Source organism: Chryseobacterium turcicum (assembly GCF_021010565.1).
GTDB lineage: Bacteria > Bacteroidota > Bacteroidia > Flavobacteriales > Weeksellaceae > Chryseobacterium > Chryseobacterium turcicum.
In genome coordinates this window covers 568189-593140 of record NZ_JAJNAY010000002.1, presented here as the reverse complement: position 1 = coordinate 593140, position 24952 = coordinate 568189, and the positions used below count along the sequence as shown (strand labels likewise).

Below are 24952 nucleotides of genomic sequence, written 5' to 3'. Positions count from 1 at the left end.
AAAATGAAAAAAATAAAAAACTTAATTCTATTAATAGGGTTGTTCATCATCACATCTTGTAATGGTCGAACAGATTTAGAAACTTTAAAATATAATGAAAAAATAGCTTTTGTTGATAATTTAGAAAAAGATTTTAGTCTTTACGTTCCTTTAGAAGGGATTTATAGGGTAAAAAAAATTAATAAATTTAAACTCTTCGGAATATCTTTAAAAGATGACAGTATTAAATTTAAAAATGAAGGAGCTACTTATTCAAATATATTGAATATTGTTGTTGATTCTTACAAAGAAAATAAGTATTTGGGATTTGAATTAGAAATCATTGATGAAAAGCTGGGAAATGATTTTTTTGAGATATTAAAAAAGAGATATGGAAAACCATTGAAAAAATATGAATATAAAGATGATAAAAATATAGTTATTGATTATTTGTGGCAAAATAAATCAACGAATCAAATTGTTCTTTTCAAAAAAAATGCTGAAGATGGGCATACCTCTTTAAATGGAGGAGAAGCTATTTTACATCAGACGAGAATTATCATACTGAAGGATGGGCTCTCTGCCAAACCAGACGAAAAAAATCCGAGAAATACTCAGGAAAAAGTAGATGCATTACTGAAATCTAATCCGAAAGCATTTGATATTCTAGAAATTTTTAAGTCGCAAATTCAAGATTAATACCATGAAACATTATTATATGCTAGATATTGGTACTTACATGTGCCATCTAGTCGTAAAAATAAATGATGTAGAAGTTTTTTCATTAAATGTTGATGGTCAGATGTCAACCGAAATACCTATTAATATGGGTATTTTAGAAAGTGGAAGTCAGTCTGTGGAAGTTATTGGATACCCAGTGAAGAGAAAAAAGGAATTAGAAAAAGACAGCTATATCAGGTATAAAGTTTTAAAATATGATGTTAGTAACAATCAGTTTAAGTTATTGGAAACATTAGAAAATAATTATACTCCTCCAATTAAAACAGGTATTCCGATTATTGCTCATAAAAGCATTTTTGAAGCTGAGGTACCTTATAAACTAGAAGCATGGCAAAATGGAATTAATTTAAATGATGCCAATTTTGACGTTAAAAAACTATTCGTTACCGAATATACTAAAATCGTTGATTTAATAAATGCCGGTAGATATGATGAATTTATTGATATCTATAAAAAACGGGAAATTAACAATGCTACGAGTATGTATTTGGACGAAAGTGATATTAATAATAGAATGGAAAAGATAATAGATGATATTAAAAATGGTTTCAAAGCAATGCCGTTATCTGATACTGTTATCTTAGATTTGTCGTCTGAAGGGAAATTAGGATCATTAAAACGTTCTGACGGTTATTCAGCTCTATATTTAGATAATGATGAAAGTGATGAAGAAATAATATTGCAAATTGCATTCTATATGCCTGAAGAAAATGGTGAGTTGATGGTGATTTAATTTGTGGATGTCTTAATTGGATTAAGCTACTTTATAAAAAAAATATGTTTATATATAATAATTTCTTTTATGAAAACTAATTTTAAATCTAAGAATTTAGCCAAATCTAAGAAAAAATTAAACTAAGAATTTATTATATGAAAAAAATCATTTTAAGTCAAATCATTTTGAGCTTTGTTTTAATAAACTGTCAGGAAAAAACTACTGTAAAGCCAAATTCAAAAATAGGAGTGTCGAATAATAATATTGCAAAAAATAATAACTCAAAATTAGATTTCAAAGAATTGAAATTTGGTTCGAATATAGAAGACGTATTAAAAGCAATAGATTTGACCACTAATGATAATGCTTTAGATGAATACAATATTTCAGGTGATTATGAAGAATTTCAATTTCCGAGAAACAAAAAATTAAACCTGTCAATAGCAGGAAACGCAATATCAGATTCAGATAATATTTCACTTTTTTATCTTAAAGAAAATAAGAAAATTTGGTGTTATGAAATGGAATTAATTAATCATAAAGACAGTGATAAAATCGTTAGTTCAATCACAAAAACTATAGGTTCTAAACCTGCATTTGTTGAAAAAAATGTCAATACCAAAGAAAGACCTATTTTTCTTGACGAAAACGGCGAGCCAAAGACAGATCACATAGAGGAGACCAAAGAAGTTTGGGAAGATACTAAAAATAAAATCACTTATTTTTTCATCAATACAATCAATCATTCTAAAAATGATGGAAAATTGAAAATATATGTGTTAGACAAATTATCATCAAAATATAAAGAATGGGTATCATATAGAAGTTTTGATATGTTTTATAACAAATAATTCTTAAAAATGACTAATCAACCTTACTATACAATAGACTTTACAGCAATCAATTGCAGATTTGAAGTGCTGATTAATGACATTCCCATTATCTCGCTTGAAACAGAAGGGCAAATGTCTCCTAACGTCCCGATAAATTTTGGAATTTTTAAATCAGGAATACAAAATATAGTGATTAACTTATTTCCTGTTTCTGGACAAAGTTCAATTGATGATAAAACTAAATTTGAATATATCATAAAATTGTTTGATGTTGAGGGTGAAAGTTTCTCTTATGTTAAAGATTGTGTAACTAATAAAATACAAATCAGTCAAAACGTATCGAATTTTAAACATTCAGCTTTTCTTGAAGCGGATATTCCTTATGAAATGACCTCATTGGAAAATAGTAGAGATTTATCTTTAGATTTAAAAAATAATATACCTGTAATCACCGGGAAATTAGATTTAATCTATAAAAAAATAAACGATTGTTTTGCAAATAAACAATATGATTCTTTGTTTGAAATTATAAAAAATCGTGAAAAAAATATGACAACTGCAATGTATTTGAGTGTTGCTGATACAAATGCAAGAATAAATAGTTTGATAACAGATTCTCAAAACGGCTTTTTGCCTATGCCTCTTAGTGATGATAAAGTTCTGAAAATATATGGTAATGGAAAACTGGCGACATATAACAAACTTAATGGAGAGCCTGCTTTTTTCCTATTTAATCCAAATACAGGTGAAGAGCTTATGCTCGAACTTATGTTTCATATTCCAAATGGGAAAAATAAATTTGAAGCTATTTAAAAGCTTTTTCTTCATACATTGCAGTGGGTATGATCTTTATAAATGCAGTATGTATCATCCTTCTTTACATGAAAAGTTGAAAATTTACTCTGAAACTTTATCTTGAATAGTAACGTTTACAGGAATTTTTACTTCTTTTTTATCACTTTTTGAAACTTCAAATTCTATATTCATAAAGCCTTTTAAGGTTTCAAATTTTTTATTTAAATTCTATGCCTACATTTTGATAGAGCACTTTTTACGCCAGAAGCGGCTTGTTTTTCTTTAGCGTAATCGGTGATAAATTCTAACCTTTTTTAGATTCTGTGAAATTATCTGCCTCGTCAATCAAATCATAATCATGGAAACAGCAGTAAGGAACGCTTAGTTTTGTGAAAAATTCGAAAGCGGCATCCATTTTTTCTGTGGCTCTTTACTTTGTACTATTGGGTGTTAAACTTAAATTATTTTGATTATAAAAAAAGACTTTCCCCCAAAAGAAGCTCGAAAAGCTAATTTTAAGTAATCGATTGCATAAACACGTAATTTTAAATTAAAATAGAGCAATTTGCTCCAAAAACTATATTTTTGAGTATGAACAACAGAAACCGTGGGAAAAATACTGGTGATGATACATTATTTTCTTCACAAAAGCAGATTGATAAACTGAAATTAGCAATTCAGGATATGCACTATTTATTGAGTCGAAATTATGCGGAAAAAGCTTCTTCAGAACTGGTTGGGAATCATTATCGATTAAAAGCCCGTCAAATTCAGGCCCTACGTGGTGCTTCTGCTTCAGAAAATCAGATTCAAAACAGAAAAAATAAAGAACTTCAAATTATAGATTTAAAAGATAAAACGGTTTATCTTGATGGTTTTAATGTGTTGATTTTACTGGAAAGTTTACTTTCTGAAGCTTATGTTTTTGAAGGAAGTGATGGCTGTTTTCGTGACCTTTCCGGTGTACATGGAACTTATAAAAGAGTCAACCAAACTCAAAAAGTAATTGAATTAATTGCTTTGTTTTTTTACAAGTCTCAGGCAGAACAATTAGTTTGGATTTTTGATAAACCTGTTTCAAACAGTGGAAGAATTAAAGAAATTATTCTGGATTTTGCTAAAGAAAATAATCTCAATTGGAATGTTGAGTTAGAATTTAATCCGGATAAATTCTTAGTTGAAAATACAGAAATCATTGTTTCTTCTGATGCCTGGATTTTGGATTATTGTAAAAATTGGTTTAATCTTGTTAAGTATTTGATTCGCGAAGAAAAATTATCAATTAATCTCGTAAAAATGCTTTAACTTAAACACAAATTACACAAATGTTCACACTAAAAAACACCAATAATTTATTGTAATATTTGTGCTATTAGTATTTTAAAAGAAAATGAAATGCTTGTCCGCAATTTCTCATATTCTATATCTTTTTGTATTTCTTTGCTAAGTTTATGCCCTTTGTTTAACTTTAAAACAGTCAAATTTTAATATTCTTTGTTTGCCTTTGCGTTAAAATATCGAATATTAGTGAAAACGGATATACATAAAATGAAATCATTAGAAGAATTTCTTCCACTATTTTCGGACAATTGGAAAGAAAAATATCAGGCAATTTTAGCGAAAGAACATCTGCAAAGTTTAGATGAAAATATCTGTACGTTTAAAGTGCAGACTTTAGATTGGAATTTGCCTTTTTTTAATGAAGAAATACAAATTGATCGCAATCATAGTTTTAATTTATTTACCCATATTTTAGAATCGGAACAATCAGATAAAATTAAAATAAAACAACTGGAAGAAATTCCTTTTGAACATTGGCTGAATATTTTAGGTCAAAGATTGACATCAGCAAGTTTACGAGACGAAAAAGCAATTCCACCTTTGAAAAGTTTGTTGATTGAAGCTTGTGAAAAACCTTTTAATCATGAAATTACCATTGCGCAAAGAGCTTGGGAAAAGCATGCCGGAAGAATGGAAGACCAATTTTGGGGCGAAGTAAAAGGAAATAATCAGCAAAAACAGCAAATGGTGATGGAGAAAATTAATTTTATTTTAGACAATAAAACCTGGTGGAATGTTTTTTTTCATTACAAACACGAATTGGTTTTTGAAGTCAGAGAAAAAAACGGTCATGGAATTCGCTGGAGCCACGGCGGAAAAAAATTAATCGGGTTTTTGGAGGTTTTTATTTATGAATGATTTTAAATTTATTTTAGTGCTTGTTTGAATTTAAATGAAAATAATTATGCTTGTCCGCAATTTATCATATTCTATATTTTTTTGTATTTCTTTGCTAAGTTTATGCCTTTGTTTAACTTTAAAACAGTCAAATTTTAATATTCTTTGTTTGCCTTTGCGTTAAAATATCGAATATTAGTGAAAACGGATATACATAAAATAATTTATCTCTCAGATTTAGCAGATTGATTTCTCTTTTTTAATCTGCTAAATATGAGAGTATTGTATAAAAATTCATTGAAAAAAATCAAAAGCTAATCATACAGAATTTAAATAAAAAAATACTACGTAAAAAGATTGCGTATTAGGCAGTTAATTTTGTCAACATAAAATAAAAGTAATGGATTTTTCTAATGAAAATTTTTCGCAAAACGAATGGGAGTCATGCCTCAAGGTTCTGAATGCCTTGAAAGATGAGCCATTTCTTAATCCCGATAATAAAACGTTCTCCGGATTAATTACGAAAATTCATAAGAATGCCAAAAAGCAAAACCGTCAGGAAAATTATTCTGAAATGAAAAGCCATGATTTGGAGATCAATTCTGAGTCTGTTTTGATGAAAAAAGCTTTGGTTGGAGTTTCTGATTTTTATGATGATGAGAAAAATGATATCCCGCTGTACTCCCAAAAAATAAAAGAAGTAGTTTAATTTGGAAAAATGGTATTCTATCATGAATAAGTTGTTGGTTCAATCCCGACCTTCTTTTGTTTTAAATAAATGCTTGTCCGCAATTTCTCATATTCTATATCTTTTTGTATTTCTTTGCTAAGTTTACGCCTTTGTTTAACTTTAAAACAGTCAAATTTTAATATTCTTTGTTTGCCTTTGCGTTAAAATATCGAATATTAGTGAAAACGGTTATACATAATAAATATGATGTCATGTTAAGAAAAATATTAAATTTTTTCAAAATTATAAAGAAACCTCAGGTTTTCTTATCTCTAAAAGAGCATGAAAGAATTTCTGTGGGAGAAGAATGCAAAGTACAGCAAGATATTATTCTTTTTAAAGAAGAAAAAAATACTGTAACGGATAAGGAGAAAAAAGAATATTTTCTTGAGAGAACAGGAAATCCACATGTTTTAAAGGCTGTGAACTATAAAGTGTTGGATAAAAGAGGAACAACAGAAACATTATTTATTTCAGAAAACAGTTTTATAACACATAATGAACATGAAACGCTTTACATAGAAAGCGAATATTTCATAAAATATATTCAGCAGGAATATAATCCGATCACACAGGCGATAGAAAATGCATACGACTAATTATATAAAACAGTATAAAATATTCTCTGAAAAAGATTTGTCGGAGATAATTGATGATAATGCATCAATAGAAATTTATGCCAGTAATACGACTTTTGATTTCGAAGTCATTGAAGGGGACTTACTTTTACGAGGAAGGGGTTGCACTTTTCCAAATCTTATTAGTATAGAAGGAAACCTTTCCGTTGATGCAGAAAATGGAGAGTTTCCAAAACTCGAAAAAGTCGGCGGAAACCTTACGTTGCACTGTACAGCAATATTGAATCAGCTTGAAAAAGTGGAGGGAAATTTTAAATGTATAGTAGATTTCAACTTTAAAAATCCGATAACAATCAGTGGTAATCTATCTGTGAAAAATGCTTTAGTTACAGTATGTAACAAAGCGTTGACGAAAATAAAAACAGTAATACCTGTCAATCATCAGTATGAAGTGGAAAGTCTTTCAGAAAAAGGAATTTTCAATATAGATATCTTTGGAGACGACATTATTATTCCACATCACGAGATTCAGGGTGAAGTTAATATTTATGGTAAAAATATATCCTTTCCGAATCTGGAATTTATTCATGGTTTACTGAAAATAGAAAGCCGTGATGAATTAGAAGCTCAGTTCAGTCACGATTTTCCGGTGCTGAAAAAAATGAAAGGAAATTTGAAACTTATCAAAACAAAATTATCTTTTCCTCAGCTTAAAGAAATAAATGGAGTTATTGACTTGAATATATCTTCGTATGCGGTTTTTCAAGCCATGGAAAAATCAGGGAATATAATAATCAAACATAACTGCGGGGCAAAGCTTTCTGAGTTGAAAGAAATAAACGGAAGTTTTAATAATTATGGTTTTGAAACCTGTTACTTGGATAAGCTTGAGAAAGTAAAAAATCGTTTTTGTGTTTTTAAAACAAACAGTCCGAATCTTACAGAAGTAGGAGATTTATTAATGAATATGGGAGCTGTCTATGATTTCAGGCATTTAAAAAGGATTAACGGAAAGGTATTATATTCTCATGAAACTAATTTTAATACTTTAGAATATCTTGGAAAATGGGGAGATGAACGAGTAAAATCAAATTACAAAGATTATACGTTTCCTTCGTTAAAAGAAATAGAACATTATTTGTATGACAAAAATGAAGGATTTGAATATAAAGCAAAAAACATTTATTTTAAAGTCAATGATAATCTATATGTTACCAAGAATAAATTTATTATTTGTAAACTTCCTTTCTATGAGATTTTTCATTTCCCGAGCTATCCTATCAGTAAATTGGTGTCAGTTTTAAAACTGCGACATCATCATTTTGGGAATTTTATTACCCATGAATATGAAAGAGAATGGGAGAGGTATGAAACTCCGTTTTTTACTGAAATTTTAAATAAAATTGAAAAGCTGTGGGACGAAGTCGAGCCTATGAAATATGAGGAGTTTTTATTCTGAAAAAGCCTTTAAAAGCTCAATAAACAGAGCACATGTAACGAGATATTTTTTAATACAAAATAAAACAAACAAAAAATGAATACATTAATCGATATTGGTATTAATCTGACCAATAGACAATTTTACAATGAGCACGAAGAGATTATCAACCGAGCTCTCGACAATGGAGTAGAGCAAATGATTCTTACAGGAACGAGCATTCGCGGAAGCAAAGAATCAGCGGAAATCGCAGCGGATTATCCTGAAATTTTATTTTCTACAGCAGGAATTCATCCACATGATGCAAAATCTTTTAACAATGAAAGCATTAATGAATTAAGAAAATTATTAAAACACGATTACGTAATTTCTGTAGGTGAATGCGGATTAGATTTTGATAGAGATTTCTCGCCAAGACCCATTCAGGAAAAATGTTATCGAGCTCAACTCGAATTATCTATTGAAATTAATAAACCTCTTTTTCTTCACGAAAGGTCAGCTTTTAAAAGATTCAACGAAATTACCGACGACTATGTATCGAAACTTTCAAAAGCGGTTGTTCATTGTTTTACCGGAACTTTAGATGAAGCAAAAACGTATCTGGATAAAGGATTTTATTTAGGATTTACCGGCGCAATAAGTGATACGAACAGATTTAAACATTTGGAAGAAGTTATCAAATATGTTCCACTCGACCGAATGATGATTGAAACTGATGCGCCTTTTATGCTTCCGAAAAATATGCCGAGAATGCAGAATCGCAGAAACGAACCGTCATTTTTACCCTATGTTGCGCAAACAATTGCCCATCTCAAAAAAATAAATATTTCTGAAGTTTCAGATGAAACAACCGAAGTCACAAGAAATTTTTTCAGAATATAAAAAAGAGCTCTACTTATGAAGTAAAGCTCTTTTTATTGGTATCAATAGATTCTTAATTTCTTGTAAATATTTAATCATCTGTATTCTACTTTATAAAGCACTGGAATTTAAACCATCAACTGACAACCAAAAACTATCAACTACTTATTAAATCACTTTCAAAGCAGCTTCCAAAGCTAATTCAATCATTGGTTTTAATGCCTTTTCTCTTTCGTCAGCAGAAATAAATTCCTGAGTTGGGATAATATCAGAAACCGTAAGAATAGTTGCTGCATTTTTTCCTAAATGTTTTGCGTTGGCAAACAATCCGAAAGCTTCCATTTCTACTGCAAGGCAGTTGTATTTCGTAGCAATTGCTGGCGTTGCAGGATCTTTTCTGTAAAAAATATCACTGCTGTGAATGTTGGTCGCTCTGGCTTTTAATCCTAATTCTTCAGCAGTTTCGTTAATAACGTCAAAAATATTTCCCTGGTGCGAAAAAATCTCTTCTTCAAATCCCCATGCGTATTTTGCATACGTGCTTTCGCTGGCTGCATTTTCTACATTTAAGATATCAAATAATTTTACGTCACTAGAATATCCACCACAAGTTCCGATTCTGATGATTGTGTCAACTTCATATTCTGTGTATAGCTCGAAAGAATAAATTCCGATGCTTGGGAAACCCATTCCGCTTGCTCCTACAGAGATTTCTTTTCCTTTGTAAGTTCCGGTATAATATAAAATACCTCTTGTTTGGCTTACTAATCTTGCGTTTTCAAGAAAATTTTCGGCGATATATTTTGCACGAAGCGGATCACCAGGTTGCAAAACAACTTTCGCAATCTCTCCTTTTTTGGCACTGATGTGTACACTCATATTTTTGTTTTAAATTTTGTACAAAGATAACAATTTGTGACTTGTGAGCGGGTAAATGATATTATTCAGGAATTTTTCAAATTATAGCGTATCATTTAATTTTCAAAATTTTTAAATAGAATTTCTGCATCTTTTATTTTGACATTTCTTAACGAGTGGGTTTTATTTCTTATTTTTGACAGATTCAATTTTATACAATGAAATTATATAAATTTTCTTTATTAATGGTGGTTTTGGGCGGATCGGCTTTTGCTCAAACCCAAAAATTTACAATGGCTGAAGCGGTGAACGGCATGAGAACTAATCTTGCGGTAAAAAACATTTCACAGTTTTCTTGGTCTAGCGACAGTAAATCTTATATTCAGGCGGTGAAAGGCGGATATTTGATGACTGATATTAAAACCAATAAGCAGGATACTTTGATCTCTTTGACCCAAGTAAATAAAAATTTTGCAGATAAAAAGCTGAAAGGTCTTCCTCCTGTAAAATTTGTAACCAATTCTGAAGCTTATTTTACGGCTAATAATCAAATGCATTGGTTAGAGAAATCTGGTAACGAATGGAAAGTAAAGCGTTCGGTAACCTTAGGTGATAATCCGGCTAATGTAAAAACGTTGGCAGATAATCAGACTTTAGTTTATACAAAAGGGAATAATTTATTCATCAACAAAAACGGTAAAGAGGTTGCGGTGACGAATGATTCTAACGAAAATATTCTTAATGGCGCTTCTAACGTGCATAGAAACGAGTTTGGAATCGACACAGGAATTTTCGCTTCTCCCAATTCTGAAAATGTAGCGTTTTACAGAATGGATCAGACCATGGTTGCAGATTATCCTGTGATTGACTGGTCTGTAACTCCGGCAGTGAATACCAATATTAAATATCCGATGGCTGGAAAAACTTCTCATCAAGTAACATTGGGGGTTTATAATATTAAAAATCAGTCTACAACCTTTCTTAAAGTGGATGGTGAAAAAGACCAATATTTAACAGCAGTTACGTGGAGCCCGGATTCTAAATTTATTTTCGTTGGGGTTTTAAACAGAGGTCAGAATCATTTAAGAATGAATAAATATGACGCTGTTACAGGAAATTTTATCAATACATTATTTGAAGAAACCAGTGATAAATATGTAGAACCTCAGCATCCGTTGACGTTTTTTCCAAATTCAAATACAGATTTTATCTGGCAAAGTCAGAGGTCAGGGTACAACCATTTGTTCCACTATAGTCTAGAAAAAGGTTTAATCGCTCAAATCACTAAAGGAGATTGGTTGGTTACCGATATCTTAGGATTTAATGAAAAGAAAAAAGAAATATATTATGTTTCTACCCAAGATAATCCTACCGAAAAACATTTGTACAGAATCAACTGGAATACGTTCAAAACCCAGAGAATGGACAATGCAGAAGGAGTGCATTCGGGAGTTCTGAGCAGCGATGGTAACTATTTATATGATACTTACAGCAATGCTACGACACCTAGAGTTGCAGATATTCTGAATACAACAACTCTAAAAGCGACCAATCTTTTGAAATCTGACAACCCATTGAAAAACTATGACCGTCCGGAAATTAAAAATATTAATTTGAAAGCTGATGACGGGACGATTTTATACGGAAAGGTTATTCTTCCTACTAATTTTGATCCGAACAAAAAATATCCTGCCATTGTGTATTTATACAACGGTCCGCATTTGCAGATTGTAACCAATACTTTCCCTGCTTCAGGTAATCTTTGGTATGAATATATGGCACAAAACGGATACGTTATTTTTACAATGGATGGAAGAGGTTCTTCAAACCGTGGACTTAAATTTGAGCAAGCTGTATTCAGAAACTTAGGAACGACAGAAATGGATGATCAAATGAAGGGTGTTAATTACCTGAAATCACTTCCGTATGTAGATTCTGAAAGAATGGGAATTCACGGATGGAGTTTTGGTGGATTTATGACCACGAGTTTCATGCTTCGCAAACCTGATGTTTTCAAAGTAGGTGTTGCAGGAGGTCCGGTAATCGACTGGAGCATGTACGAAATTATGTATGGCGAAAGATATATGGATTCTCCACAGGAAAACCCTCAAGGATATGCAGCTTCGAATCTATTGGATAAAGCTCAAAACTTACAAGGAAAATTATTGATGATTCATGGGGCACAAGATGATGTCGTTGTTTGGCAACATTCCATGAAATTTATCAAATCTGCGGTGGATCACGGTGTTCAGATGGATTATTTTGCTTACCCAGGACATCCGCATAATGTAGTTGGAAAAGACAGAGTGCATTTGATGCAAAAAGTGACCGATTATTTTGATTTGTATTTAAAGAAATAATAGCAAAATCCAGTCTTGTAAAAGGCTGGGTTTTTTGTTTAACTTAAAGTTTTATCAATAGAGTTGGGTTTAGCCCAACTGCAAAAAATATTGTTTCAATATTGGATTTAGCCAAAACTTATCATAGGTTTTGGCTAAAGCCTACTTGCAATATGTAAAAATAAAACGAGCTAAAGCTCATTCCTATTGAATTGAAATCTGCGTAATCAGCAAAATCTGCGAGAGCTTAAAGAAATTATTCGGGAACCCAAACACTCACATTTCCTGCCGGAACAGGGAAATCTGCCCAGCCGTCTTCTTTTATTTCTATTTTTTCCTGAGACCTGCCTAGTGCATCATAGAAAGTTTTACCAATATACTTTTCTCCCATTTCCATAGGTTTTTGGTAGACGTCTTTATTACTCAAAACAATAGCACAGCCTTGATGGTCATCATCGCCTTCACGAATCCAGCCTAGACAATTGGCATCTTCGAAATAATCTCTTTGAACTCCGTATGCATTTTCTTTTCTTAGTTTTAAGAGTTCTTCAATACCATCTACTTTTTCTAAAAATATTTCCTGCTCGTTTCCTTCACGGTCGGTATCTTTATAATGAGCGCCATACAAATCAGGATAAAAAACACAAGGGTAGCCATTTTCTCTCAATAAAATAAGTGCATAAGCAATAGGTTTAAACCAAGCTTCAACCGGCGCCTCCAAATCCTGCAAAGGCTGAGTGTCGTGATTATCAACCAGACTTACAGAATGCATAGGGTCGGCTTCGGTTAAGGTTTCAGATAAAATATTTCTTAAATCATAAGAACCCCCTTCTTTAGATGCTGTATGAAAATTGTTTTGAAGCGAGCTGTCAAAAAGGCTCATGCAACCTTCTGTAGCGTCAATGTATTTTTGTAATAAACTCAATTGTCCCGGAGCCCAATATTCACCCACCGCAAAAATATTTTTCTCAGAATTGGAACGCAACATCGTTAACCATTCTTTATAAAACTCAAAAGAAATATGTTTTAAAGCATCCAGTCTTACGCCGTCAAAATCGGTTTCGTCGAAATACCATTTTGCCCATTTGTTGAGTTCTTCACGCACATGAGGATTTCGATGTTCGATATCATTAAACATCAAATAATCGTAGTTTCCTTTTTCGTCATCAATCATTTCTTCCCAGTCGTCACCATATTCAGATTTTATTTTGTAGATGTGCGAATCTTTTCCTTCTGCATAATCTACACCGCTGAAACAGGTGAAGTTCCATTCAAACTCAGAATATTTTTTCTTGCGTCCGGGGAAAGTAAATTTTGTGTAAGATTCTATTTCGATTTCTGAGGAGATAATTTTTTCGCGATTCTCTTCATCAACTTTTACGGCTTTAAATTTTTCTAATTCATCTCCGCCTGCTTTATGTCCTAAAACAACATCTACAATTACCTGAATATTATTTTTCTTTAATTTCTGAATTGCCTTTTTATAATCGTGTTTGGTTCCGTATTTTGTTGCAGTAGAATTTTTTTGGTCAAATTCTCCGAGGTCAAAAAGGTCGTAGGCATCATATCCTACAGAATATCCGCCGTTTGCTCCTTTATAGGCTGGTGGAAACCATACCGATGTAATGCCGAGTTGAGATAAATATTCTGCCTGTTTTTCGGCATGTTTCCATAGTTTTCCGTCTCCTTCTGAGTACCAGTGGAAAAATTGAATCATGGTTGGGTTCATAGTTGATGTATTTGGTGAGATTATTTATTGAAAATTAATTTTTCAATTTTCAAACTCCTCAAACGGAATTTTAAGCTGTACTGAAACCTGCTTTTTTTCTTCGGTGTTGAGGTGTGATAATGACAATCCCAATAATCGTACCGCTTTATCAAAAGGGCGAAGCTCCCAGAGTTTTTTTGAAGTTGCAAAATACTGTTCGGGAGAGGTAAAATATTCTTCTTTCGTAAAACTTCGTGTAAACAGTGAGAAATCGTTGTATTTAATCTTCAAAGTTAAAGACCTTCCGAGAATTTGGTGTTTCTGTAAACGCTGATGAAGCTCCTTACTTAAATTTTCTAATTTTTCGTTGATTTGCTGTTCATCAAAAAGGTCTTCAAAGAAAGTACGTTCTACGGCAACACTTTTCTGTATGCGGTTGGGTTTTACTTCCGAGTGATGAATGCCACGAACGACATCATAATAATATCGGCCTGATTTTCCGAAAAGTCTCGTTAAATCTTCTAGTGACCTGTTTTTTAAATCTTTTCCTTTATAAATTGCGAGGCTAAACATTTTGTTGGCGGTTACTTTTCCGACGCCATAAAATTTTTCGACAGGCAGTTCTTCCAGAAATTTTTCTATTTTTTCGGGATGAATGGTTTTTTGTCCGTTGGGTTTATTGATGTCTGAAGCAACTTTAGCCAGAAATTTATTAATTGAAATGCCTGCGGAAGCTGTTAAGCCGGTTTGTTCAAATATTTTCTGACGAATTTCTTTGGCAATCTGATTGGCAGATTCTATTCCTTTTTTGTTTTCGGTAACATCGAGATAGGCTTCATCTAAAGAAAGAGGTTCTACCAAGTCGGTATATTCGTAGAAAATTTCACGAATTTTTCTGGATATCTCTTTATATCGAGCAAATCTAGGGGGGACAAAAATAAGATGCGGACATTTTTCTTTAGCCGTTTTACTGGGCATGGCAGAACGAACACCAAACTTTCGGGCTTCATAACTGGCTGCAGAAACAACGCCACGATGCCCGCCACCCACTGCAATGGCTTTTCCACGTAATTCAGGATGGTCATACTGCTCTACGGAAGCATAAAATGCATCCATATCAACATGAATTATTTTGCGGCTGGGCAAGGTCATTCCTACAAAATTACTGACAATTATTTTATCAGCTATTAAAATTTTTAATATAGATTTTTCTGACAGTGAATGGCATACGCCCCGACCTGAGTGGAGCTCTTTTTGTAAGCATTGGGAAAGTGGGCTGTACAAAAAAGCGGGAACGGAGGGCGGAAATAGGCGCCAAAAAAAATATCCCAATTATAATAACCGGGATATTCAGCATAAAAAAAATATAATCAATAATCCTTTTATTTTGAAACACATGAGCATAAATCGGCATCAAAAACATCTACATCACCAATATCTCCTTTTTGTGCAAAGTTGTAAATGGGTGGATTGTAATCTATAAATAAATCTGTAGAAGGTGCTGTAGCCAGAATATTACCTGAATATTTGATTCCCTGTAAGCCGTAAACTCTTCCTGAGGTTACAGAAATTGCTTCCAGATAATTCCCACTTGCCCAAATGAATTCTTCACACTTTACGGGTGTTTTATCGTCTCCTACAAATGCGAAATCTACTCCTCCGGCTGAATTTTTACCAGTGAAACCGCCTACGAAATACTGAGTATTAGAATTCCAACTGTTACCGCTTCTGTTATAGCTGTAAGCCATGGCATTGTGTGGGTCGCCTCTTTCTGCTAAAATGATTTTTTGAGTGTCTGCCGAAAACTCAATGTCTGTAATAGATTCTGCAACACCCGGAAGGTTGGCAATTTCTAATGAGGGTGCAGAACTAGGCATAGCTCCGCTTGAATTGAGGGTTAAAGAATAGAGATTTCGATTGGCAAGTGTGGTTACAGGCAATGTAATTCTCGTAAAATATAGTTTTACATTTCCGCTTTCATAATTAACACCTATTCCCCAGATTCTTTCGTCTTGTATGGTAATATCTGGTGTTCCGGAATCTGCCGCCCAAGGGTCGTAGGTTTGAAGTATAGAACCTGTCATCGATATTCGGTAAATTTTTCCATCATCGAGGTTGGAGGCAAAAAGCTGGTTGTTTATTTTGTCATAAGCAATATTTCCTATTCCGTTTAAACTTCCCGAAGAACTTGTATAAGACATTGGCAAATCTACAAATGGAGCGGTAGAATAAGTTCCTGCTGTCGCTTTGTAGATTCTTCCCGGAACTAAGTTCTGATAAGGAGTATTCATAAAGTTTTGTCCGTAGACTCCAGATGCTGCAAGGTATACATTGGCGGTTTTATCCATTGCAATACCAAATACTCTTCCTATTTTACTTAAAACCCAGTCTGCTGGTTTTGTTATTTTTACTGCGGTGCCGAGAGCGGGTGCCCAATCTGCACCCAAAGGTGCAGAAGCATTATTTCTGGTGTCATAAACTGCCCCTACAAAATCTGTAGGATTATCTGCATTGTAGGTAACAACAGTAATTCCTGATTGCTCGGTGTTGTTACCCAAGGGCTCGCACTGCGTTGTTACATATTCGCAACTATCTTTGTCGCAGCTGAAGAGTACAAACATACTCATTGCTGCTATTGTTTTTATAGTAATAAATTTCATGGGAGTTATATTTTTGAAAATGAAACACTCGGTTGATTTCTTATTTCATTATTTTCGAAATTATTGTGAGTGTTTCATTTTATGGGATTAATAATTTTCTACACAAAGAATTTTAAATTCTGTTCTGCGGTTGACACGGTTTTCTTCTTCCGAACATTCTACGTTGTCTGAACAGCGGTTGAGCAATTCTGTTTCTCCTGCGCCACGAGAGATAAGTCTGCTTCTGTCTATACCTTTGCTTACAATATAGTTGACGCTGGAGTCTGCTCTTCTTTGAGATAGTTTTTGATTGTATTCGTGGCTGCCTCTCCAGTCGGTGTGTGAGGAGAGCTCAACTTTTATTTTAGGATTTTTCTTCATTAAAGTCACCACATAATTAAGGTCTGCTTCTGAAGATTTTAAAATATCAGATTTGTCTAAATTAAAATTGATATTATTCAATCTAATGGCTTTACCACAAGGGTCTACACAAACTTCAAACTTAATGAATAGTGATTTTGTTCTGTCGTAGGTTGCGGTATTGATTTCTATTTCATTTGAGAAATATCCGTCTTTACTTCCTTTAATAGAATAGTTTGTGTTTTTATTGACATTAAAAATATACTCTCCTGAAGCCGATGAAATGGTATTTTTCTTAGTGTTTGAGGATAAATGGGATAATTCTATATTGGCTCCTTCAACAGTTTTTGAGGTATTGCACTCGAAAACTTGGCCTTTTAAGACAAAATTGTCATCCGTATATATTATTTCTTTCTGTATAACTCCACCGTTGGCTTTGCATTGGTCAAACTCTGCCTGCGAAATTTTGGTTTCCTGCAAATTCACATTATAAAGTTTACCTTTTACAGAATAGTCTCCTGCCTGAACATTATCAAAAACTACAACTCCAAAACTGTTTGTTGTGCCAGATTCTACAATGGTTCCGTCTTGTCTTTGGAGTACAACATCGGTTTTATCTAATAACTCACCACTTATTTTATCTTTTGCAGTAATTGAAATTTTGCAACCACAGACTGTACAAGCGGCAACACACATAGGCGGTTCATGTACTTTTTTGCAAACAGGGCACATTTGGCACATTGTACATTTTTCTTTGGGTGGAAATCTCAGCGTAATTCCGGCATAGATACCCGTAGAATTGATATTGCAGTTACAAGCTTTGTTTCTGTAAGTGGGTTCTGAATTTAAAGTATTACTTCCTAAACTATTGTTAAAACCATAATAATTTGATGAATATCCCGTTCCCGGATCTACCAATTCTTCTACTTTAAAATGATTGATATGGTAAATACCCAAATGCAGACCTAAAGATTTATTGATGAAATAATTATACTGCAATGCCACTTTTCCTGAGAAAACATTTTTAGCATCATAGCCGGCATGTTGATTAAGTGCAATATTCATCTGTGTTGGTACTGTGGGAATTGTTCCGTCAAGCATTGTATATCCTCCTTTAATATTAGAGATTCCACCTCTTAGTTTTAATTCGAGATTCCATTTATCGTTTTTTTTGTATCTCAGATTAGGGCCTATTCCCAAAAAGGTGCGGGAGATATAATCTTCGGCTAAATGAAACTGATTAATAGAAAAACTACTGTACAAAATATTGTTTGTAGGATAGGTACTCCTCGGATTATTCACTAAATAATCAAAGTCAATCCCAATTCCCCACCATCGGTTCATGTAGTAATCTACACTTCCGCCTGCCATCCAGTTTCCTTTATAGTCAATGTAGGGTGTATTGTTATTGTATACAGGAAATGCATCGTAACCTCCTCTTAGAGAAATTTGAAATCCTCTGTTGATATCATTCGTAGAACTTAAGCTTACAGTTTGTCCCCAAAAATAAGTAACACAGAACTGAAGTAGTATTAAAAGTATAATTTTCTTTTTCATTTTGGTTTAGTTTAATTGAGTGATAGCACTTATATAATCGGCAGTTTTTCCCACGTTGGCATCTTTTAAATCAAAATAAATGGTGTGGTTTGCGGTAAGAGTCTGTTCTTTAATAATCCACATAAAATTGCCGTTGTTTTCTGTGACAAAAATCAGATAGCATTGCAGTCCGACAGGAAATTTACCATAGGTTGTTCCTAAAGCATTTGGGATATTTTTAGCGAGAATAAATATTTGTGAAGCACTTCCGTATCCTGCGGGAACATTGGCTGTAATGGTTGTTTTAGGCTCTGAATAATTAGAAAATTTATCACAGTTAAACCATCCAAATCCTGGAATAGTCAGTACATATTTATTGGGATTTAATTGCGTATTGGTTACTACATCCCAGTTGTTGGCAGGTTCCCAAGTCAGAGCATCGTTGGTAATTACACCATTGAAGGCTTGCATTCCGCTTACAGTGCCCCCAGAATTAGCGGTAGATGTTTCGATAATAATCGGGCAGGTGGTAGTTAATGCATTTCCGTCTTTCTTTATATTGACATAAAATTCGCCACCGGATAAGAGCATTTCTTGTTCGCCAGACAATTTTATTCCCATGGTAGGTTTATTAGAAGCCATCATTTTTGCACGGTCGTAGATTTCTACAAATTCTAAAATAACGGTTCCTGTAACCGGAGTGCCATTTAATCTTAGGCATGTTCCGTTAACTTTTACGGTAGTTCCACGAGATGTTGTGTAAACATAATTAGAGAGTGAAGAATCGAAATGTGCAAATGCTTTCTCACTGGTCAATCCGGCATCAAACAGAGCTTTCAATCTTTCTGAAGAGGGAGGTGCAATACTTTCATCTATGATAATATCTTTGTTGGTACATTGTAAACATAATATTACAAAGATGATTCCTGTAAAAAATAAACTAAACTTTTTCATTGTGTATCGTTTAAATGTTTTTACAAATTTTAAGATTTTTTTAACATGAAAAAATCCCTAATTGTAGGGATATGATTTTAATGAAAGTTTGAAGTTTAATTGAGATTTATAAAATGGAATATTTTTATTGAATTGAGTCTTTTGTGATTATTAATTTTAAGTAAATTGAATTACAATTTCTTTCTTAAAAAAAGAAAAAATCATCCCCCAAGAGAGATGATTGATATCATTTTCGATTTAAACTAAACCTTATTTTAAAAGTTTATCAATTGTTTTTTGTATTTCAGGGTCTTCAGGAGAAATGGCATAATATTTTGCAATTTTAGATTGCTGGTCAATCACCATATATCTCGGAATCCAATTGAGCTCAATGTAATTGTTGAAGTCATTTTTCCAGCCCGTAGAAAACCAGTAGTTTTCTTTTTCTTTCATATTAAAACGTTCAAGACTGCTGTCGAATTTCTCTTTTGACCTTTCAAGCGAAAAGAAAACAAAATCTATGTTTGGATTATTTTTCTCCAATTCTTCAGCTTTTGGTAATGCGGTGAGACAATCTCTGCACCAACCCGCCCAAAAATCGATGACCAAAACTTTTCCTTTATGTTGATTTAATATTTCCTGAACGCTGATGTTTTTTCCATTTTCATCTTCCAGTTTCTGATTTAATGCTTCTTTTGAAAACTGAGTTTTCGATACTTCAGGTGTTTTTTGTGCACATCCCAAAGTGAAAATACTCAACATCATGAAAATCATTATCTGCTTCATATCTAAATTTTTTACAAATCTAAACAATGAAACGTAATTTTTAAATGAAATAATATGAATTGGCAGAAATTTAAGAATTGAAACTATCTATATTAAACAAAAAAATCTGCAACTTTCGCCGCAGATTTCTATTATTTTTTACTCACGTAATTCATTATCATTTGATTGAATTCTTCCTTCTTGTCAATCACTACATTAATAGGCCAGTAATACACCAAATCTCGCAGATAATCGAAAGTTTTCAAACGTACATAATCCTTTTCAGTCGTTAGGATTAATTTGTATTCACCCAATTTTTTGTACTCTTCGAAGATATTTTTAATATCAGTATCAGAAAAATTATGATGGTCTCTGAATTTAAGATGCTTTACACGCTGTGAAAATTTAGCCAAATGACTCAACAAAGGTTTGGGATTGGCAATTCCTGTGATGAGAAGAATATCGTAATAATTCAAGTTGTTGTCGGGAAGCATTTTTTCTCTTGAATAGACGTTTTCGTCATACCCAATGGATGAGAAAAATACTTTTTGACTGCGCTCAGGTTTTATTCTTGAGATATAATATTGCTTGGTTTCCTCAGTCAGTTCATCAGGGCATTTGCTTACCATGATGACATCTGCTCTTTTTGAGCCTGCCCTCGATTCTCTCAAATCTCCTGCCGGAAGTAGATGGTCTTTAAAATAAGGGTCATTAAAATCGGTCATCAAAATATTGAATCCTGCTTTGATGGCTCTGTGCTGCATGGCATCATCAAGAATCAAAACATCAAGGTCCATATCTTCGATTACTTTTTTGGCTCCAGGAACTCGGTCTTCAGAAACGGCAATCACAAAACGGTTTTTGAAACGCTCAAAAAGCTGCATGGCTTCATCACCTACAGTTTTATAATTGCTGTCGTAGTTGGTAACGTCATATCCTTTCGTCAATCTTCCGTACCCTCTAGAAAGAACTCCGGTTCTGTAATGTTTAGATAAAGATTTTGCCAAATACATCACCATTGGCGATTTTCCGCTTCCGCCCACAGAAAGATTACCGACATTGATAATCGGTGTATCGAATTTTGTAGACTTAAAAATTCCCAGGTCATATAATGTGTTTCGGATGCCCGTAACCATATGATAACCTAAGGAAAAAGGGTAGAGGTACCATCTTTTCATACACTGGCAAAAATAAGGATTTTAAAACCTATAAATGGTGTTTTTAATCAGTTTTCGAAATAAATTAACAATTTTTTTTGCCATCAAATTAAAGTATTTTTGCAGAAACGTTTAAGAAGTAAAAATAAATGGTAATATTTTATCATTTTGTGGGGAGTTTATCTCACATTTTATTTCTAAAATTTAATATTAATTGACTTTGAGATATTTTATAGAATTTTCATACAACGGAAAAAATTATTTTGGTTACCAGATTCAGCCGAATGATATTTCTGTGCAGGAAGAACTTGAACGAGCGCTTTCTACCATTTTACAAGAAAAAATTAAAACAACCGGAGCGGGAAGAACTGATACCGGGGTGCATGCCAAGAAAATGTTTGCCCATTTTGAGACCAATCAGGTTTTAAACAATCAGCTTACTCATAAACTGAATAGTTTTTTGCCTACAGATATTGCTGTGAAAAGAATTTTTGAAGTGAAAGATGATTTTCATGCACGTTTTGATGCAACTTTCAGAACGTATGAATATTATATTTCATTGGAAAAAAATCCGTTTACGCACGATTCTGCCTGGCAACATTGGCGAAAACCTTTAGACATTAATAAAATGAATGAAGCCTGTAAGATTTTGTTTGAATATGAAGATTTTACAAGTTTTGCCAAACTTCACACCGACAATAAAACCAATCTCTGCAAAATGTATAAAGCAGAATGGGAACAAAATGGAACTGAACTGAAATTTACCGTTTCAGCAAACCGTTTTTTGAGAAATATGGTACGAGCGATTGTCGGAACGATGGTAGAAGTAGGTTCCGGAAAAATACAGCCGGAAGATGTGAGAAAAGTAATAGAAGATAAAAACCGAAATTCTGCAGGAACTTCTGCGCCAGCTCATGCTTTATTTTTGGTGAATGTAGGGTATGAATTTTAAATAAAAATAGAAATGATTTCACTTATACTTGCCATTGGTGTTTTTAGATATTATCAAAAGTTAGCGGTCAGAAACGGAAAAGTTCATTGGAAATATGGTTTCTTGGGAATGGGGATTTGCCTAGGTGTACAATTAATGGTTTGGCTAATTTATAGATTAATTGAATTAATATTAAATTCAAATACCCCTTCTGAGGAATTAGATTTGTTTTCAGCAACACTTGCTACAGCTTTTGGGTGGGTTGCTTCTATTTTTACGGTGTGGTTTGTACATAGAAATCTTGAGAAATCCTGGAGAAAAGATGCTGTTTCCACGCACGAATCGGAAATAGACGGAATCGGAGTTAAGGAGAAGAAAAATATTTAATAGATATTTATCAGGAAAATAATAAATGTCTGATATTTTCTAGTTCAGTTTTTCAGGCTTTAAAATTATAATGCTGTATTTTTGCAGAGAATTTTTTCAAATTAATTCTTTACGTCAATTTCAAAAATGAAAAAACAAGATACGTGGGCAATTGTAAAGAGGCTGTTCTTCATTGGGATGAAGTTTCGTAGCTGGTTTATTGTTACCCTTATTATTTCCATCATTTTATCGGTTGTTTCTACTTACAGACCTTATCTTACGATGCAGATTGTAGATAATGATATCACAAAGTTGAAAGATAAAGCCTTGATGATGAAGCATATTTATGCTTTGGTAGGTTTGGTTTTTGCCGAAACGATTTTAAACTTCTTTTTAGTTTATTTTTCAAATTATATTTCGCAGAATGTTATCAGAGATATTCGTGAAAGACTTTATAGCAAACTGATTTATTTCAGAACGGCTTTTTTTGATAAAACTCCTTTGGGGCAGTTGGTGACAAGAGCCGTAGGAGATGTAGAAACTATTGCAACGGTTTATACAGACGGCTTTTTGATGGTTTTCGGAGATGTTTTGAGAATCATCTTCGTTTTATTTATGATGTTTCAGGTTGATGTGCATTTGAGCTACATTTCTCTTGCCATTTTACCTTTAATGGTTGTTATTACTCGTTTTTTTCAAAAGAAATTAAAGAAAGCATTTGGTGATGAAAGAACCTGGACTTCCAATCAAAACTCATTTGTGCAGGAAAGATTAGCTGGAATGCCTATTATTCAGGTTTTCAATAGACAGAAGGCTGAATTTAAAAAGTTTGATGAGATTAATATCACGTTAAAAAGCGCTTTACTGAGAACGGTTTTTATTTTCTCTTTGTTTTTTCCTGTTGTTGAATTAATTTCTTCTCTTTTCATTGGTTTTGTGCTTTTCTATGGCGGTTATATTACCATCAGTGCCGGTGTTGTGATTGCGTTTATTCAGTTTATTTCGATGTTGATTCGCCCTTTGCGACAGATTGCAGACCGTTTCAACAATATCCAGCGTGGAATTGTTGGTGCAGAAAGAGTTTTAGGTGTGATGGATGAAGATTATGAGATGCCAAATACCGGAACCGTAAAAAAAGACCACTTCGACGGGAAAATAGAATTCAAAGATGTTCGTTTTGCATACGATGAAAAGCAGGAAGTTTTAAAAGGAATCGATTTTAAAGTAAATCCTGGGGAAACGGTAGCGATTGTTGGTGCAACGGGAGCTGGGAAATCTACGATTATCAGTTTAATTACAAGATTGTATGATATCAACTCAGGTGAAATTTATATTGACGATGTTGAGCTTAAAGATTATGAACTCTATAACCTGAGAAGTCATATCGGAGTCGTTTTGCAGGATGTTTTCTTGTTCCACGGAAGTATTTATGAGAATCTTGCGTTTGGTGATGATGAGGTGACTTTAGAAAAAATAAAAGCGGGTGCAAGAGAAATTGAAGTAGATGATTTCATTGAAAGCCTTCCCGGTGGCTACGAATTTGTGGTGAGCGAAAGAGGTTCGTCTATTTCTTTGGGACAGAGACAGTTGCTCTCTTTCTTAAGAGCCTATTTATCAAATCCTAAAATTTTGATTTTAGATGAGGCCACTTCGTCAATTGACCATGAAAGTGAAAAGCTAATTCAGAGAGCGACTGAGAAAATTACCAAAAATAGAACATCAATTATCATTGCACACAGACTTTCAACCATTGAAAAGGCTGACAAAATTATCGTCATGGAGCATGGTAAAATCGTTGAAGAAGGTAAGCATCTTGAGCTTTTAAATAAAAACGGATATTACGCCACTTTATACAAAGCACAGCTGAGACACGAAGTTGAGGTTGAAGAAAAGCAAAGCTTATAATCCGTAAGGAATTATTTCTAAATCTTTTTTCCAGCTTTCCCCATATTTCTTCGTTAGATATTGGGCAACTTCCTGATTGTTCTTTTTTGCTTTTTCAGACATGAATGAAGTGATGACGCAGTTTTCGTAAACTATATGTACTCCGTATTTTTGTTTAAAACTGTCGTGATTTCGTGACATGATTCCAAACTGTACAAAGTACTTAGCTTTTTCATTAGAAACATTTTTTTTATCATTTCCCTTTTTGACTTCTAAAATTACGGGCTCGTTTTGTTGTGCCGAAACGGATATTGAAGAAGCTATAATAACCAAAAGAGACGCTGTTTTGAAGAAATTCATGGTGTTTATTTTTCTTTTTGATGTTTAAAATTACTGAAGGTTAAATTTTTCAGATGCTATTAAAATTTTTATTATTTAATAATTCTAATTTTAAAGCGAATTTTGTTAAATGATTCATTGAGAATCATTTAGGCAAAGTACGCCTCAGTGTAGGTTTGTTAACATTTAGTTCATATTAAATTCATGTTTCATTAATACCTATACACTTAGGTATAGTTTTTGCAATTAACAATAATCATTAAAATTTACCTCAACCCCTTTGCTGGGT

The 24952-nt window shown here is 33.1% G+C and carries 23 protein-coding genes; 14 read left to right on the top strand and 9 right to left on the bottom strand.

Annotated features, from left to right (window positions below):
• The first annotated feature begins 3 nt into the window (after window positions 1-3).
• The 10 genes from LO744_RS17500 (at window position 4) to LO744_RS17455 (ending at window position 8869) form a co-directional block, all read left to right on the top strand.
• Window positions 4-678: a hypothetical protein gene (locus LO744_RS17500; protein WP_230671673.1), complete on the top strand. Its 675-nt coding sequence runs from the start codon at window positions 4-6 to the stop codon at window positions 676-678.
• Between the two features lie 19 nt (window positions 679-697).
• Window positions 698-1453, top strand: coding sequence for a hypothetical protein (locus tag LO744_RS17495; RefSeq protein WP_230671671.1), 756 nt, complete (start codon window positions 698-700; stop codon window positions 1451-1453).
• 137 nt (window positions 1454-1590) lie between these two features.
• Complete coding sequence (locus LO744_RS17490; RefSeq protein ID WP_230671669.1) at window positions 1591-2286, top strand: hypothetical protein; 696 nt, start codon at window positions 1591-1593, stop codon at window positions 2284-2286.
• Window positions 2287-2295: 9 nt separating this feature from the next.
• Window positions 2296-3081 (top strand): hypothetical protein, encoded by a 786-nt coding sequence (locus tag LO744_RS17485; protein ID WP_230671667.1) that lies wholly within the window; start codon window positions 2296-2298, stop codon window positions 3079-3081.
• 573 nt (window positions 3082-3654) lie between these two features.
• Window positions 3655-4368 (top strand): DUF434 domain-containing protein, encoded by a 714-nt coding sequence (locus LO744_RS17480; protein ID WP_230671665.1) that lies wholly within the window; start codon window positions 3655-3657, stop codon window positions 4366-4368.
• A gap of 243 nt (window positions 4369-4611) precedes the next feature.
• Window positions 4612-5262 carry a hypothetical protein gene (locus LO744_RS17475; protein ID WP_230671664.1) on the top strand — a complete coding sequence of 217 codons (651 nt, stop codon included), beginning with the start codon at window positions 4612-4614 and terminating at the stop codon, window positions 5260-5262.
• A 379-nt stretch (window positions 5263-5641) separates the two neighbouring features.
• Window positions 5642-5950, top strand: a complete 309-nt coding sequence (locus LO744_RS17470) for a hypothetical protein (protein WP_230671662.1) — start codon at window positions 5642-5644, stop codon at window positions 5948-5950.
• Window positions 5951-6183: 233 nt separating this feature from the next.
• The gene (locus LO744_RS17465) at window positions 6184-6570 is read left to right on the top strand and encodes a hypothetical protein (RefSeq protein ID WP_230671660.1); all 387 of its coding nucleotides are present in this window, start codon (window positions 6184-6186) and stop codon (window positions 6568-6570) included.
• Entirely contained in the window at window positions 6557-8008 is a 1452-nt protein-coding gene (locus tag LO744_RS17460; RefSeq protein WP_230671658.1) for a hypothetical protein, read from the top strand. The genes LO744_RS17465 and LO744_RS17460 overlap by 14 nt, the downstream gene beginning before the upstream one ends.
• A 75-nt stretch (window positions 8009-8083) precedes the next feature.
• On the top strand, window positions 8084-8869 hold the full coding sequence (locus LO744_RS17455; RefSeq protein WP_230671656.1) for a TatD family hydrolase: 786 nt from the start codon (window positions 8084-8086) through the stop codon (window positions 8867-8869).
• Window positions 8870-9016: 147 nt separating this feature from the next.
• Here LO744_RS17455 and deoD read toward each other — a convergent pair whose 3' ends face one another.
• Window positions 9017-9727 carry a purine-nucleoside phosphorylase gene (deoD, locus tag LO744_RS17450; protein ID WP_230671654.1) on the bottom strand — a complete coding sequence of 237 codons (711 nt, stop codon included), beginning with the start codon at window positions 9725-9727 and terminating at the stop codon, window positions 9017-9019.
• Window positions 9728-9924: 197 nt separating this feature from the next.
• On the opposite strand from deoD, the gene LO744_RS17445 reads away from it, so the two are divergent.
• Window positions 9925-12066, top strand: a complete 2142-nt coding sequence (locus LO744_RS17445) for a S9 family peptidase (protein WP_230671652.1) — start codon at window positions 9925-9927, stop codon at window positions 12064-12066.
• A gap of 235 nt (window positions 12067-12301) precedes the next feature.
• Here LO744_RS17445 and LO744_RS17440 read toward each other — a convergent pair whose 3' ends face one another.
• The 7 genes from LO744_RS17440 to lpxK all read right to left on the bottom strand — a co-directional run bounded on the left by LO744_RS17440 (window position 12302) and on the right by lpxK (window position 21164).
• A complete protein-coding gene (locus tag LO744_RS17440; RefSeq protein WP_230671650.1) occupies window positions 12302-13774 on the bottom strand; it encodes an alpha-amylase in 1473 nt (490 codons plus the stop codon).
• Between the two features lie 42 nt (window positions 13775-13816).
• The gene (dinB, locus tag LO744_RS17435; protein WP_230671648.1) at window positions 13817-14869 is read right to left on the bottom strand and encodes a DNA polymerase IV; all 1053 of its coding nucleotides are present in this window, start codon (window positions 14867-14869) and stop codon (window positions 13817-13819) included.
• Between the two features lie 266 nt (window positions 14870-15135).
• Entirely contained in the window at window positions 15136-16413 is a 1278-nt protein-coding gene (locus LO744_RS17430; RefSeq protein ID WP_230671646.1) for a hypothetical protein, read from the bottom strand.
• Between the two features lie 87 nt (window positions 16414-16500).
• On the bottom strand, window positions 16501-18309 hold the full coding sequence (locus LO744_RS17425) for an OmpA family protein (protein ID WP_230671644.1): 1809 nt from the start codon (window positions 18307-18309) through the stop codon (window positions 16501-16503).
• A 6-nt stretch (window positions 18310-18315) separates the two neighbouring features.
• A complete protein-coding gene (locus LO744_RS17420) occupies window positions 18316-19242 on the bottom strand; it encodes a hypothetical protein (RefSeq protein ID WP_230671642.1) in 927 nt (308 codons plus the stop codon).
• A 249-nt stretch (window positions 19243-19491) separates the two neighbouring features.
• A complete protein-coding gene (locus LO744_RS17415; protein ID WP_230671640.1) occupies window positions 19492-20007 on the bottom strand; it encodes a TlpA family protein disulfide reductase in 516 nt (171 codons plus the stop codon).
• Window positions 20008-20138: 131 nt separating this feature from the next.
• On the bottom strand, window positions 20139-21164 hold the full coding sequence (gene lpxK / locus LO744_RS17410) for a tetraacyldisaccharide 4'-kinase (protein WP_230671638.1): 1026 nt from the start codon (window positions 21162-21164) through the stop codon (window positions 20139-20141).
• A 199-nt stretch (window positions 21165-21363) separates the two neighbouring features.
• On the opposite strand from lpxK, the gene truA reads away from it, so the two are divergent.
• The 3 genes from truA (at window position 21364) to LO744_RS17395 (ending at window position 24345) form a co-directional block, all read left to right on the top strand.
• Window positions 21364-22095 (top strand): tRNA pseudouridine(38-40) synthase TruA, encoded by a 732-nt coding sequence (gene truA, locus LO744_RS17405; RefSeq protein ID WP_230671636.1) that lies wholly within the window; start codon window positions 21364-21366, stop codon window positions 22093-22095.
• 12 nt (window positions 22096-22107) lie between these two features.
• Entirely contained in the window at window positions 22108-22461 is a 354-nt protein-coding gene (locus LO744_RS17400; RefSeq protein ID WP_230671634.1) for a hypothetical protein, read from the top strand.
• A 126-nt stretch (window positions 22462-22587) separates the two neighbouring features.
• A complete protein-coding gene (locus LO744_RS17395) occupies window positions 22588-24345 on the top strand; it encodes an ABC transporter ATP-binding protein (RefSeq protein ID WP_230671632.1) in 1758 nt (585 codons plus the stop codon).
• Here the strand turns inward: LO744_RS17395 and LO744_RS17390 are convergent.
• Complete coding sequence (locus LO744_RS17390; protein ID WP_230671630.1) at window positions 24340-24684, bottom strand: FEKKY domain-containing protein; 345 nt, start codon at window positions 24682-24684, stop codon at window positions 24340-24342. The genes LO744_RS17395 and LO744_RS17390 overlap by 6 nt on opposite strands.
• Window positions 24685-24952: the final 268 nt, after the last annotated feature.

Excerpts from the sequence above, each read along its gene's own strand:
- LO744_RS17475 (WP_230671664.1), top strand. The coding sequence starts at position 4,612 with ATGAAATCATTAGAAGAATTTCTTCCACTATTTTCGGACAATTGGAAA.
- LO744_RS17395 (WP_230671632.1), top strand. The coding sequence starts at position 22,588 with ATGAAAAAACAAGATACGTGGGCAATTGTAAAGAGGCTGTTCTTCATT.
- LO744_RS17440 (WP_230671650.1), bottom strand. The coding sequence starts at position 13,774 with ATGAACCCAACCATGATTCAATTTTTCCACTGGTACTCAGAAGGAGAC.
- LO744_RS17390 (WP_230671630.1), bottom strand. The coding sequence starts at position 24,684 with ATGAATTTCTTCAAAACAGCGTCTCTTTTGGTTATTATAGCTTCTTCA.
- LO744_RS17415 (WP_230671640.1), bottom strand. The coding sequence starts at position 20,007 with ATGAAGCAGATAATGATTTTCATGATGTTGAGTATTTTCACTTTGGGA.
- deoD (WP_230671654.1), bottom strand. The coding sequence starts at position 9,727 with ATGAGTGTACACATCAGTGCCAAAAAAGGAGAGATTGCGAAAGTTGTT.
- LO744_RS17470 (WP_230671662.1), top strand. The coding sequence starts at position 5,642 with ATGGATTTTTCTAATGAAAATTTTTCGCAAAACGAATGGGAGTCATGC.
- LO744_RS17430 (WP_230671646.1), bottom strand. The coding sequence starts at position 16,413 with ATGAAATTTATTACTATAAAAACAATAGCAGCAATGAGTATGTTTGTA.
- LO744_RS17480 (WP_230671665.1), top strand. The coding sequence starts at position 3,655 with ATGAACAACAGAAACCGTGGGAAAAATACTGGTGATGATACATTATTT.
- LO744_RS17455 (WP_230671656.1), top strand. The coding sequence starts at position 8,084 with ATGAATACATTAATCGATATTGGTATTAATCTGACCAATAGACAATTT.
- LO744_RS17425 (WP_230671644.1), bottom strand. The coding sequence starts at position 18,309 with ATGAAAAAGAAAATTATACTTTTAATACTACTTCAGTTCTGTGTTACT.
- LO744_RS17400 (WP_230671634.1), top strand. The coding sequence starts at position 22,108 with ATGATTTCACTTATACTTGCCATTGGTGTTTTTAGATATTATCAAAAG.
- LO744_RS17490 (WP_230671669.1), top strand. The coding sequence starts at position 1,591 with ATGAAAAAAATCATTTTAAGTCAAATCATTTTGAGCTTTGTTTTAATA.
- dinB (WP_230671648.1), bottom strand. The coding sequence starts at position 14,869 with ATGGATGCATTTTATGCTTCCGTAGAGCAGTATGACCATCCTGAATTA.
- LO744_RS17465 (WP_230671660.1), top strand. The coding sequence starts at position 6,184 with ATGTTAAGAAAAATATTAAATTTTTTCAAAATTATAAAGAAACCTCAG.
- LO744_RS17420 (WP_230671642.1), bottom strand. The coding sequence starts at position 19,242 with ATGAAAAAGTTTAGTTTATTTTTTACAGGAATCATCTTTGTAATATTA.
- LO744_RS17495 (WP_230671671.1), top strand. The coding sequence starts at position 698 with ATGCTAGATATTGGTACTTACATGTGCCATCTAGTCGTAAAAATAAAT.
- LO744_RS17445 (WP_230671652.1), top strand. The coding sequence starts at position 9,925 with ATGAAATTATATAAATTTTCTTTATTAATGGTGGTTTTGGGCGGATCG.
- LO744_RS17485 (WP_230671667.1), top strand. The coding sequence starts at position 2,296 with ATGACTAATCAACCTTACTATACAATAGACTTTACAGCAATCAATTGC.
- LO744_RS17500 (WP_230671673.1), top strand. The coding sequence starts at position 4 with ATGAAAAAAATAAAAAACTTAATTCTATTAATAGGGTTGTTCATCATC.
- lpxK (WP_230671638.1), bottom strand. The coding sequence starts at position 21,164 with ATGAAAAGATGGTACCTCTACCCTTTTTCCTTAGGTTATCATATGGTT.
- LO744_RS17460 (WP_230671658.1), top strand. The coding sequence starts at position 6,557 with ATGCATACGACTAATTATATAAAACAGTATAAAATATTCTCTGAAAAA.